The organism is Methanothermobacter wolfeii (genome assembly GCF_025397995.1).
Lineage (GTDB): Archaea > Methanobacteriota > Methanobacteria > Methanobacteriales > Methanothermobacteraceae > Methanothermobacter > Methanothermobacter wolfei.
Map to the genome: position 1 here is coordinate 822,428 of NZ_CP104550.1, position 13,898 is coordinate 836,325.

Consider the following 13,898-nt stretch of genomic DNA (forward strand, 5'->3'; position numbering starts at 1 on the left):
TTTTCACCCTTTAAAAGAGATCTGTTTCCCTGAACCCGGCCTTCAAATTAATTTTTAAGTCTAAAAACTGTTTTTTAAGGTTTATCTTGACATTATATTCTCCAGCCTTTAAATCAGACACATCAATTTCATAGCATCCCTTACCAATAGTTTTAATATTTAACTCCCTCTCATTCAGCAATACCTTTGGAGTCTCAGTTGGTGTGGGGTATATTTCAAATGGTACTTTTGGTTCACTTATTTCAACTTCAATTTCAGACTCTTTTAGACGGTATATGATTTTTTCTTCACGTTTTGATAGACTGATATAGGGTACCAAAACCTCTTCTGGTGTTGCTCCTCCATGAGTTTCCTTTGAGGGTCGTTTGGATAGAGAAGCATGTTTTAGAGCAACCAAAACATTAGAATTATCCTTACACTTAGAGCTGACAGTAATATAATATTCATCATTTAAATTTTTATTATCCTCAATAAAGGCATATCGTCCATCATGCTTAGCTTCGTCAAAACCAAGGGCTTTATTATTAAATTTTCTCAATGTTAAAAAGCTGAAACCATGGTCAGAGTAGATGTTTATTGTATTATAACCTGAAATGGATTTATTAGAAATTTCTTTTATGATATCTCTTATTATTTTGAGTTCGTTTATTAGGGTCTCGGGGTGTTTGTAATGTTCTTTATGGATGTATTCATCCAGTTCCCTGAATTTTTGGAATTCGTACTTGTTACACTCAGTAGTACTCGGGAGGTCAACACGCCGAATGTATGCATTTATTTCATATTCATCATCAAAATGCTCCGCTATCAAATTAAATATTAAAGGAAGCCATTCAACACCCAGACCATCAATCCAGCAATTAAACACCCCAAGTTCTTCTGGAATAATCTCAGGCTCTTCAATTTTATAAAACCATTTAGAAAATGATTCTTCATCCCTATTTTTCTCTTCAATTATTTCTTTCAAATTTTCTGAAAACTGGTACCTGATTTTAGAGATATTATATTCCTTAAAATAGTCTAATATCCAACTTTCAGTTTCTAAATTATATTTTATGTTATCCCAGTCAGTATAGTAATATAGGTCAGTGAAACAATCTTTCAAGTAAGGCCTGATGTTTTCTAAATCATCTACCTCAAGATTTTCTATTTTCTTAATTATAAATGACTTCTCAACATCGAGAATTCCCGTGATAAACCTTGCAATTTTTTCCCATGACAAATCTTCAAGCTTTTCAAGCTGATTTTTGATTTTAAAATCTTCTATTAACGGTATAACCTTCAATATTTCTTTTCTTTCCTCATAAAATTCTTCAATGTTATCTGCGTTAAATATTTCAAGCCAGAGGATTTCAATCAATTCACTATTCTCAAGAGTTTTCATACATTTAAAACAATGCGTTAAATAAGACTTGTCCTTTAAATTCACAAAATATGATTTAATTAGCCACTTATAAAAATCGCTCTTTTCATTCAGAAATGATTTGACAAAATGAGATCCTTTCAATTTTCTAAGATCCTGTACATTCAGGTAATCTTTAATGAGGGAAGATACACTTTTTATTCCAGTTCTACTCTTTTTATTGAACTCTTTAATTAGATTATTCCAATATAGAGACTCTTTTTCATCAAAATGTATCTCAACATTTATATTCATTATATCATTGAGGAATTCCTTCTGATTCTTAATAATCCTCAAATTAAATATTTCATCAGGAAGCCATTCTTCGTGAAAAAATGAAATTACGGGTGAAAATGATAAAAATCTATCATTATAATAAGTTTTTTTCCATAAATTAAACCAATCATGTGTATTTCTAATAATTTCAAATTCCTCTAATTCTAATTCTACTTCGAAATCAAAATCTGCATGATAAATAGTTAGTTGATCACTAGTTCCATTTAAACACCATATGGGAGCCCACTCATCTTTCCTATAAAATTCCTCCATGAATTCATTTGAAAACCTCTTGTATAGCCCCACAAGTGGAATATATATCTTGGTCTTATCATTAGTTTCTATTTCAGATAAGCCCTTTAATAGAGCATAAAAATCCTTTTTAGGTGAAAACCTTAGAAACTCCGAAAGAGGGACAACACATATCCTTGAATCCTTTTTAATGGCTTCTTTTATATTTTTCAGTATGTTATCAAAAGACAGCCATTCACTTCCATCTAGCATGCCATCTAAAGAAACTGTTTTAGAAATCTCCCCAATATATTCCATAAATTTTTTTAGTTCTTCAAATGAGTTTAGAAAAATAAATCTAACAGGATACCTATTGTCAGTCTGTAGATCGTTTTCCATCTCTAAAAAGAGTTTATTAAAGGAGTTGAACTCCTTTATATTTGAAGAAATCATAATCTCCCCATCAACCTTCTTATTTCTTCAGTGATGTAAGGGTTGTCTTCTATGAGTTTTATCAGGATCTTTTCCAGTTTTTCGCGATCTGATTTTTTTATTTTATTTTTCAGTTTCTCTGTTTCCTCATTACCGGATCCTTCTATGTCTTTATCAATTTGATTCCTGGTTTCTTTAGGATTTTTTATTAGTACTGGTTCATGTGGGGTGCTGGGTGTGTGGTTTATAATCCAATCTTTAAATTTGGATTCTGTTTCTTTTTCATCCCAGTGACTGATAGATTCTTGCATGTTCTTTTTAAGGTAAGTTAATATTTCGTTGCTTTTCTCTGAAATGGTTTCTTTTTCAATGTTGAGTGTTGCGGCCCAATTGCAGAATGCTTTTTTCCAGGTTTCTGGTTTGTTTTTAGTTTCTTGTATTATAATGGATTTGAGGTCTATTTCGTAGTCTGTTATTTCGTTAAGTAATTCTTTGAGTTTTTCAGGGTTTATTTCGTTGTCGTTCATTTTTGTGAATTCGAATATTTTTTTGAATTTTTGGCTTGTTTTTTCATTGGCCCTGGTTGTATATTTGAAGAGCCAGAGGGGGAATTCTTCTTTGTCAACCCATTTTTTGATTTCCCATTTGGTGTCGTTTAAGCTTTCTAAGCCTTTAAAGTTAAAGATGTTTGAGATGCATTCTATTATTCTTGTTTCTTCTTCTGAGCCTTTCCTGATGTGGAGTTTGTTGCGGTTTTTGTTGGTTTCCCAGTAATTGAATATTTCGAGGATTCTATCTCGCATTCTTTCTTTGGTCCATTGGATTCCAGTTCCTGAGTCGAAGAAGTTATCTATATATTGGCGCATTAAAAAGGAGAGTGCTGCGATGTTTATTTTGGATTTGTATAGTCCATATGGGGGTTTTGATAAGAATTTTAGTTCATCTCCTAGGTTGAAGTTGTTGTCGGTTTGGGTTTCGATGGTTTTTTTTATTTCTTCTTGCATCTGTTTTAGTGGGTGGTTGATTATGTCTTTTTTTAAGTTGAGGTTGGTGTCTACAATGTAGCTTCCGTCGTTGTCTTTTAGTATTGATAGGAGGTATTTATCGATGCCTGTGGCTTTTTCTTCTATTACTGATCTGTTTTCTGAGAATAGGAATATTTCGGCTGCTTTTTTTGATTTTTCTGGCTTCCAGACGTTTTTGTTCTGGTTGATTTTGATGTTTTCAAGTCCCTGGTTAAATATTCTGGGTGAGAAGTATTCTTCTATTTCTTTTCCAAGTTTTCGGAATAGGAGTTTTTTTTCTTCTCCGTTAAAGAAGCAGGTGACTGAAGTGTTTAGTATTTCGTTAATCCATTTGTCTATTGTTTTTTTGGCGTGATCTTCGTTTTCTTCTTTTTCGTCATTGTAGTTGTGGTTGCCTGCTATGATGCTTCTTGATTTGTAATCTAGGAATCTGTTGAATCCGTCTTCGCCTAGTTCTTTGTCGCTTAGGATGAGTAGTTTGTTTTTAATGTGTTTTGAAGTTTCTAATAGTTGGTTTCTGATTTTTTCTTTTTCGGAGTTGTTTATGCTTAAGAATAGGGCTATGGGGACTGCGTAGTCTTTTTTGAATTTTTTTTCTAGGATTGATTTTAGGTTTGATGTGTTTCTTGGTGCATCTAATATTTTGATTTCTATTTCGCGCAGGGCATTTATGTTGTTTTTTAGTTCTTTTTCCTGTTCGGAGTTTAGTATTTTTGTGACTTTGTTATAGATTTTTTTAAGGGTTTCTTTTTCTTTTTCTATCTCTTCTGGGGGTAGTGAGGAACTGGAGATGATGAATAGTCCGTCAGGGTTTTTGTTGATTATTTTGTTTTTGTCTATATGGTTTAGGATGTCTTCTACTTTTTTTTCGTTGAGGTGTCCTTTGAGAATGTTGGAGATGTTCTTGGTGGTTGGTTTTAGGATGCTGGTTTCGCTTAATTCAACGAGACGGTATATTAGGTTTAGGAGGAGGATGGTTTTGAAGACGGTTGTGTAGTTTTCTCCGGATTTTTTGAGTTTGTTGTTATATAATTTGTAGCGTTCCATGACAGAGTAGACTTTTTCGTTTTCTATCCTGTTAAAATCGGTTAAGAAGAAGTCCCATAGGTAATCGGTTGTTAGGAATGGTTTTTCTTTGATATTAGAGTTTAGGAATTTTTTGAATCCTTTTTTTTCATCGTATAAGAATTTGAATATGCTTCTTTCTGTTGATCCGATGTTGCGTGCGATTATGGTTGCTATGAAGGCTGTGTATGGGTGTATTGGGAAGATATTTTCGAGTGATTGTGTGGTGTTGTTTTCATGTCCTGAGATTTTTTCTATGATGTCTTTTATTTGTGGTAGGTGATTGTTTTTGAGGGATTCCCATTTTTGGGGGTTTTTCTTTTTTATGCTGTTTTCGATTAAGTGGTATGTTGTGATGGTTTCCATGGAGTATTCGATGAGTTTGAATCTTCCGAGTATTTTTTCAAGGTCTTCGTCTTTTCCTTTGTTTTTTAAGTGGTATGGTGTTCTATGTGAGATTATGAAGAGGTAGATGTCGTGTTTGGCGGATAGTTCTGCTATATTTTGGACTTCTGTGATGATTGGACTGATGTTTTCTAAGTCCATGATTCCGGTGAATTCGTCCCAGAAGATGATTAAACTGTCAGCAATGCCTCTTTCCTTGAGTTCATTGTTGATTTCTTTAAGCCATTCGTGGATGCTTGATGTTGAGTTGATATTAATCGCGTTTTTTAAGAGGATTTTTTCGATTTTTCTTTGGATGTTTATGTCTTCGTTTTCAAGTAATTTTATTATTTTTTCTTTGTCTCCATATAATTTTTCTATTTCAGTTCCTTTAAAGAGGCTTTCAAAGTTTAGGTGTCCTTCGTTTAGGACTTCGATGAGGGTTTGAAAGTCTGTTTTTGTCCTGAAGTCGAGTCCTGCTTTTTGTAGGGATTTTTTAACGGCTCTTTGTATTTGTAGTCGGAATTCTCCGGCGTCGCTAATTCCTGATGTTCCTTTGATTATGATTGGGAAGATTTTCTTTTTTTCTCTGAAAGATTTTAATTTGGCTTCAAGTTGTGGGTTTTTAATGTCAAAGTCGTTAAGTATGTTGGTTTCGTCTGTGAGGAGGTGTTTAATGACTGCGGCTGCGTGGCTTTTTCCGGTTCCGTATGTGCCCTGGATCCATATGGATTGTTTGTCTTCGATTCGGTTAGTGGTGAGTGAATCTAGGGTTTTGGATAAAACTTCTCGAAATTTATCTGTTGGGATGAATGTTTTCCAGTGGTCTTCTATTTCGTTTTCGAGGTCGTAGGCTGGTTGGAATCTTTCGTTTAGGGTTATTATGTCCTTGTATTTCATTATAAGGCACCTAAGTATATTTTAAGTATGTCTTTTGGGGTTAGATCGTCTCTTAAGTGTATGTTGTCTAGGTCGGCGGCTAGTTCAACGTTTAAGGTTCTTTCTTTTCTTTCTTGTAATCCTCTTAGTGTTTTTTCAAGTTCTTCTTGTGGTAATCCAAATATCTTGTATGGTCCTCCTCTGGTTTCTTCGTTAAAGAGTTCTGTGATGGTGAAGTTTCTTCTTGAGGTGTTTTCTGCTAGTTTGTATAGGGAGTAGGCTACTGCATATGGTTCTATGTTTCTTACTCCGGCTTTGGTGATGGATTTAACTGCTCTTCCTTTTTTTTCTATAATTCCAATTCCAAGTTCTCTGCCGAGTGGTGAATTGTCAAACATGTTAATCATGGCATCTATTGGGTTGCTTAGTGTGCCTTTACTGTATCCTGGGTAATCCTGGGTGATTCTTTCTTTGAGGTCTTGTTTATTAGTTGTAATTTTCCATGGGTTTTTATCTAGATACCATTCAACCACGGCTGAGTTGTAGTACATGTTATTCCAGATGATAAGCCAGGCTAAAGACCTGTCCTTTTCATAAATCTTTAATAATTGATGGCCCAGTTCTGTGATTGTTTTTTTAGTCCCATCAAGGATTTCTGCGTCGATAAGCCATCTTAAAACTGCAGGGACTTGTTTTGGGCCAAGAGTATTATTAGATAACCATTCTTCACCAGAAACAAAAAATTCATTTAACCATTCCTGACGCAGTCCAAAGGTTGAATATTTATCGATCCCACTAGTTTTCTTTTTCATTTTCCCACCAACAGAAGTATAGACAGATGCTGCTACAATACAGCCATTCTTTGAAAAATATGAGCATTTATGGCAATTTTCACAAAGATGAGGGTTAATTTTGACACCGCCTATTGATTTCAGTGCGAAATTAGGGCATTCAGATTCACAGATCCCGCAATTCACGCAAAAGGTTGTTTTATATAATACTTTTCTAATCTTGGATTTAATGGATGAATTTTTTATATTCGAGAATTCGATTACTTTTCTTTTCCCTGAATTGAAATTTTCGGATTTAAAGTTTATCTTGTGCTCATCTATTCTTATTTCTCCTTCAATAACCCCGTTGTGTTCCTTATAGATTCTTTCACCAAGGACTTTTGACCATTCCATGAAATCTTCTCTTGGTTTTTCAAGGATTCCTTTTAATTTGTCTTCTTTTTCGGAGAATATTATGTTTGATTTTAAGTCTAATCCCATCCCGCCGGCTCTTTTTTTCCATTCCCCGTTATTAATAAATTTTTTTATAGATTTCTGAGGGACACCTCTTGCTTTTGCATAGTCTTCAATGAATGAAATGTAAGGAGTTATTGATTCTTTATCGATTTTGGAGTTAACAAATTCGGTCCAGGAAGATGCGTAGGGACATATTATGCACCCTACCCTGTTTAAACCCCATCTATATGCCCTGTTTAAGTGCAGTTTTCGATAAAATATATAGAGGTAGACTTCAGTGATGTTCCATTCAAGGATAGGCCTGGCATTAATACTAGCTGAATGTTTAACTCCATGTTCAATCCTAGAGTAGTTTAATCTCTTAGAGCTTTCCTCAGACCTAACCCCTTCAAAAACGATGACGTTAGCATGTTCACGGGAAATGCTCCGAAGAAGATTATTAAAGGGTGCTGTTTTCAAAGCGTCAGTGCACCACCTTTTGAACCTGCTGGGTAAACCAGCATATTCCATCAATTTTATAGCGGTTTTAGCTGGTCTAGCAGTTCTAAATTCCAGGTTAGGGTATTTACTTAAATAATGGCTCCTGGTTTTCTTTAAATTCTCATATGTAAACTTGCTTTCAAGTGTGGTGTCTGAGAATACAACTATAAGTTTATCAGGTGGAATTACTCGTGTTACTAAATCTAAGACTGCTTGAGAATCTTTACCACCACTATAAGACACAGTGAAAACAGATTTATCCTCATAGTTATCATAGAGGCCATGAATGAAATCCATCGCCTCATTTTCCAGGATGAATAACTGTTTTTCATTTACCTTTATCAGGTTTTTCATGTTAACAGGCTTTATTTCCAATTTTTCATCCTTAATGTCTTTAATCAACTCAATTTTAGGAGTTTCGAAAAAGGCACCACCCTTTACTTTTAAGATGGGCTCACCATTATAGTAATAGGTACGGCCGATAGCCCATAATAAAGGCTCTTCACATTTAGGGTATTCAAGATATTCATACAATTTTAAGAGATCCATCTCTTCAAAAAACACCGGCCTTGGAGCATTAACACTATGATAAGCTTCAGTTAATACTGGAAAATTTCCATTAATATTCCACTTTAAATTATAAATTTAAATGCACCCCTTATAAGTTCGGATAAATTATTCACACTTTAAAATTCTTACCATTTTGTTAAATTAATTCTATTAATTTAATATAACAGTTACTATCATAAAATTTTAGAAAAATATTTACAATAAAAATTAGAAAGCCTCTATTACTATAAAAGAGCAAATACAGTACTATTTATTGGGTTATGATGAGCTAATAACTGTGGATTAATTAAATAAAAAGTGACACTGAAAAACTGAAGCAGGGCCGTTCTTATAACTGATGATGAAGGTCGGGGTATATTCCTTCCCCCTGGGAGGTACTTGTTCTTCAAGGAACCCGGGAAAAAGTCCATCAGACGTTTGAAGGCAGATATCTCAGGAAAAGAGGATCTTAAGGGAAAGGAACTGATCGTTGATGAACATGGGTTCTACACATCATTCAGAAACATCTTCATATCCCTCATGCTCGATTACGGGGATAATATTACCATAAAGAAATCCTATATGGAATGGAAGGGTTTCAGGGCCGCTGGTGAAGATCCTGAGTGAAAGACTGTTATTTATGATTTCACTGAGGTGGTAGAGTTTCTCACCGTATCCTGATTCGCCGTTAACGTACCAGTGGAAACCGGATTCCACCATTTCACCTATAAGTTTCAGTGATAGGCGCCTGGCAGCCCCAGGGGCACCGGATACCTCACCCTGCGCCCTGCAGTCTGCAAGGAGTTCCATCTCATCCACGTCAGGTTGCCATTCCATGGAGACGTAAAGAACATTCTGAACACCATCACTGATGCTATCTTCAATTCTCCCATAGACCAGGGCCACGTCTATGGAGTTATCCCCTGGTCTGAAAAGCTCTGAATTGTAAATATCCTCCCTGGTTATGTGGTGGATTCTTAGGTCCCTGAGGGATGAGCCGGCCAGAAACCCGTTGAGTGTGTCTATTTCATCGCCAAAAAGCTCACCAGGTTTATTCTTTATGGATTCAATCAATTTTCTCCTAACTTCACTGGCCTCAGCATCGAGCTCCGGCCTTTCAGGGGCATAATTTAAGAGATGATCTGTGAAATCATCAAGGATTTTCTTTGAGCTGATATCCGAGGACCTTACAACATCATCTTCAGGGGAGATGAGAAGACCGGCATCATGGAGCAGGTTCCTGAGGCGGGGTTCTTCGGTGCCAAAAAGTTTGAAGGGACCCCCACCGGCGTTTTTATGATACAGGTCCCCTATCCTTATCTCCCGGAGCCCCTCCTCCTCCATCAATCTGATTACCGAGTATGCAGCGACATGGGGCTCAATGGAATTAAGGTGGATCCTCCTGATTTCCCTACCATTCCCCTCATCTGAAACAAGCACTCCGAGCCGTGAAAGTTTAAACATGTTCAGGACTGCTGAGACCGGGTTTTTAATTGTGGTCCCTTTAAGACCAGGTAATGCTTTACTGAATATTTCAACAAGATCATCCCCGCTTAGTTCGGTTTCAAAATCGGTTTCATCGCAGAATAAGCGAACAGCAGGTGAACCGTAATAGAATTCTGTCCATATGATCTGCCAGGCAGATTCCGGATCATGGAAATAGATTTCACGTATACTTCTGAAAAGAGGAGTTATCCCATTTTTATCTATGAGTCCTCCATCCAGGAGCCAGTTCTTAACGGCTTTAACCTGGACAGGTCCAAAGCTGTTCCTCTCAATCCATTCATCCTCATAGGTGAATATTGCCGGAAGCCATTCATCCCGCAGACCGAAGGTTGAGTATCTGTCAATACCGCCGCGAGGCATTATCATAAACTATAATTGAATGAGGCTAATAATAAAATTTTGGGGTGGTAATCTGGTTATAAAATATGTTAATCTCTCAATAGTATCTAGCAGGGAGGAGATAAAGAAGGCTCAGGATAAAATGAGCAGTATTTTAAAAAGCAGGGCCGATAAGGTAGTTGAAGGTGGTGCCGGCTTTCAGGGAGGTGAGGAACGAGGAAAGGTCTACTGGATCTCCGATCTTAGAATATGGTACATGTACAGGTTCATTGAGGGCAGTCGCCACTGGAACGGTTTTGGAACCGATGAACCTGAAGAGGGAGAAAACAGGACCATAATATGTGAAATAAATTCCCCGCCTGAGGGTATAAACAGGAGGATAGGGGGTGCCTTTGCACGTGACCCCCTGGGGAACTATTACCTTGTGCATCGAGGAAAACTTGGCGGGAACTACAGTAAAAAGTTGTTCACTGAGAAATACAGGGGTGAGTGGACAGAGGTCATCGATGGTAATCAGACATCAGAGGTTGTGGTTATAGGTAAAATAGATGAAAGCATCCCTGAAAAGATAAGGGACTTTGTATATGAAGTTAAAAGAATGAAAGAAGATTCTTCAAACCTACGGGACATGATACTGAAGGTCCTTCAGGAATACTCCAATGCAAGGAATGAATCATTCACAGGCCACCCCCTGGCGAAGCTAATACGCAGAAAAATCCCCAGGGAACTTGAAAGGATTACTGGAGATGAAAGATACCTGGTCAGGGGATCTGCAGGCCAGGGAAACTGGGCCACGATACCATGGATCGCAGTCATGGATCCCCAAATAACAGACACAACCAGGAATGGCCCCTGCATCGTCTACCTCTTCAGGGAGGATATGAAGGGAGTATACCTATCATTACACCAAGGCGTCAGCGATATAAATAAGGAATACGGTGAAAAAAGGGCAAATAAAACACTAAGGGCCATGGCAGAGGAATTCAGGGGACAGATAAATCAGGAAGGTCTGCTTGAGGAAATTTCACTCGGAAAAAGGGGTCTTGCACCCCTCTATGAGGCAGGAAATATATACGCAAAGTACTATCCCGCATCAGCCCTTCCATCAGAGGAAGAAATTGAAGGAGACCTGAAACTATTCCTGAAACTCTATGATTCTCTCAAAAACATTGAAAAACCTCCCCGTGGGAAAGGAATATCATTAGAAGCTTCATTCTACGACTATTTAACTTCTCATGGTTTTTATTTTAAACCCGAACTTGTTGAGAACTTTCTCCTTGCCCTTAAGGTTAAGAACTTTGTTATACTGACAGGTAATTCAGGGACCGGTAAGACCAGGCTTGCCCAGCTCTATGGCCGTTACCTCTCTGAAGGGGAGAAAAGGTACCTTGTCGTTCCTGTTGGGGCTAACTGGACCGAGAAGAGGCATATCTTCGGATACCTTAACATCATGACCGGCGAATATCAGAGCACACCGACCCTGGACTTCATCATGAATGCATCAGAGGACCAGGAGAACCCCTACATCATCATACTTGATGAGATGAACCTCTCACACGTTGAACGCTACTTCTCTGATTTCCTCTCAGCCATTGAAAGCGGCGAGCCAGTACCACTTCATAACAGTGAATGTGATTTCCCGGAGAGCGTTGAGATTCCAAGAAACCTCCTTGTGGTCGGCACCGTGAACGTGGATGAGACAACCTACATGTTCTCACCCAAGGTCCTGGACCGGGCGAACACCATCGAATTCGAAACCACAGCACCCGAGGAATACCTGAGGGGATGGGAACATGAAAACCCGGAAGGTGACCTCAAATTCCTCGAAGACCCCCTCAATCACCACGAACCTCAAATCGAAAAGATAAGATCCGACCTTGAAGGTGTATGGGACAGCCTGGTTTCTGAACTCCAGTTCTTCCACAATGCACTCCAGGAGCCAGGATTCGAATTCGGATTCAGGGTCACAGAGGAGGTGCTCAGATTCATGCATGCAGCCTGGATCTACAAGGGACGCCCGAAGCCATGGAGGGGCTGGGAACGGTACATGGACGCCCAGATAAAACAGAAGATCCTCCCCAAGATCCACGGCCCAGAAAGACTCCTTAAGGGGACGCTGGAGGATCTCAGGGACCACTGCAGCGGAAAATACCCCGCCTCGGAGAGAAAACTCAATGAAATGATAGAAACCCTCAAAATCCAGAGGTACGTCTCATTCATAAGGTAGATGGGATGATGGACCGGGAGATCATCATCAAATTCAGACAGGGAACCCTGAGGATCAACGGGGGCCCGGCAACAACCCAACATCCTGAAAGGGAAGTTGAAGTGAACGGTTACACCGTGAGACTCATAAACGTACCGGAGGTGGATAGACCGGGCATTGAAAGCCTTGAATACTGCCCCTACTATGATAACCTGAGTGAGATCATGCTCCTGGAGGAGACAGAATACCAGGTACTCATCGAGGGAGCCCCCGATGCAGAGTTCGCCCCCTCTTCAGGAAACCTTTTCAGGAAGATGCGCTTTGACCTTGAGGGTAAGACAGCCGGGATACTGAACTTCAAAAGCTATGCCGGCAAGTCCTTCCTTGGGATCAGAACATGGCATGGCACAGAGGAGATACCCGTTGAGGTGAGGTCAAAAAAGATAAACTACCATGAACAGTACCCTGCCATGCTGGCTGACCTCTCAGAGGAGATAACATCCATAATCCTTGAGAGTGATTCATCCACCTTCCAGTTCTTCAGCCCTGAGGCTAGGAAGAAAAAGACCCTCTATGAGGACTTCCTCCTCCTTGAACACATCTTCCGGCCCCGGAACCTTCCTGCCGCGGCTGAATACATCAACCATAACTTCTACTCTGGCCTTGAACGTGAAGTGGATGTGGTGCCCGCTGCCCTTGCATCCGCAGTGGATGCCGATGAACTTCCCATGGTCATCTCGGACCCGACCAGCATTGATGCCAGTGGAACACCCCTTAACCTCCCCCACGTAAACCTCAGGGAGACCCCTGACACCCCCGAGAACCGCTTCTACAGGTACTTCCTCGAGAACCTTGAGGATCTCATCCTTGAACTCCTTGAAACCGCCCCTGAGGGTTACCTAAAGGATTCACTCATGGGCTTCAGGGATGAAGTGAACATCCTCCTCTCCGCTGGCTGGCTCAGGGAAGTGGGGACCCTGAGGAGCCTCCCCCTGAACTCCCAGGTACTCCAGAAGAGGGAGGGATACAGGGACATCCTCAGATACTTCTTCATGCTTGACCTTTCACTGAGATTCACCTGGGATGAACTCGAGGATGCCCTAGAGGGCTTTGAGAGGAGGCTCAGTGAACTCTACGAGTACTGGTGCTACTTCAAGATAATCAGGATCCTGGAGGATATAACAGGGGACAGGGCGGATCCCTCTGAAATATTCTATCTGAGGGACTGGAAGGTCAGCATAAGGAGGGGTAACTCAATATTAAGTTTCAGGATGGATGATGTGAGGATTCTGCTATCATACAACGGGAGGTTCACCAGGGATACCGGCTGCAGGTCCTATTCCCTTCCCTTCAGACCGGACTACTCGATACTCGTGGATGTGGGTGAGTGCACCTACTTCATACACCTTGATGCCAAGTACCGCTCCACCGTGAAGTTGGAGGACTTCTATGAGGATGTTGACCTCAGGGACAGGAGGGAGGAGCTTGAAAGGGACTACCGGGATGGTGATGTCTACAAGATGCACACCTATAAGGACGCCATACTCCACAGCAGGGGCGCCTATATACTCTACCCTGGCTCGGAGGAGGTGGTGTTCCAGGAGGATGACGGGCATGAGGTTCCATCCGTGGGTGCGTTCCCCCTGAATCCTGGTGGAAGTGAGGATGATGAGGGGAAGCTCAGGGACTTCCTTGAAGCGGTTATTTTAGAGCTTATGAAATATAAGAATTAACCCGTCACATCAAATCTCTGATTATCAGTATCATGGTGGAGACGAATGACGTTAATAACTATATCAGATGAATTTAATTCACCAGAATTATTTTCAAAGACAAGTAACCTTATATCAGATAACTATGGTTTGATGAAGAACTAGAGT

At 39.6% G+C, this 13,898-nt stretch carries 6 protein-coding genes; 2 read left to right on the top strand and 4 right to left on the bottom strand.

Annotated features, from left to right (window positions below):
- Positions 1-10 precede the first annotated feature (10 nt).
- From pglZ to N5910_RS04520, 4 genes are all read right to left on the bottom strand, one after another.
- On the bottom strand, positions 11-2,359 hold the full coding sequence (gene pglZ, locus N5910_RS04505; protein WP_261599853.1) for a BREX-4 system phosphatase PglZ: 2,349 nt from the start codon (positions 2,357-2,359) through the stop codon (positions 11-13).
- Positions 2,356-5,712, bottom strand: a complete 3,357-nt coding sequence (locus N5910_RS04510; RefSeq protein ID WP_261599854.1) for a hypothetical protein — start codon at positions 5,710-5,712, stop codon at positions 2,356-2,358. The genes pglZ and N5910_RS04510 overlap by 4 nt, the downstream gene beginning before the upstream one ends.
- Entirely contained in the window at positions 5,712-7,982 is a 2,271-nt protein-coding gene (locus N5910_RS04515; protein WP_261599855.1) for a DUF4007 family protein, read from the bottom strand. Before N5910_RS04515 ends, N5910_RS04510 begins: the two co-directional genes overlap by 1 nt.
- Before the next feature lie 498 nt (positions 7,983-8,480).
- Entirely contained in the window at positions 8,481-9,839 is a 1,359-nt protein-coding gene (locus N5910_RS04520) for a hypothetical protein (protein WP_261599856.1), read from the bottom strand.
- A 115-nt stretch (positions 9,840-9,954) separates the two neighbouring features.
- On the opposite strand from N5910_RS04520, the gene N5910_RS04525 reads away from it, so the two are divergent.
- On the top strand, positions 9,955-12,039 hold the full coding sequence (locus N5910_RS04525) for an MrcB family domain-containing protein (RefSeq protein ID WP_261599857.1): 2,085 nt from the start codon (positions 9,955-9,957) through the stop codon (positions 12,037-12,039).
- Positions 12,040-12,047: 8 nt separating this feature from the next.
- Positions 12,048-13,751, top strand: coding sequence for a DUF2357 domain-containing protein (locus N5910_RS04530; protein ID WP_261599858.1), 1,704 nt, complete (start codon positions 12,048-12,050; stop codon positions 13,749-13,751).
- Positions 13,752-13,898: the final 147 nt, after the last annotated feature.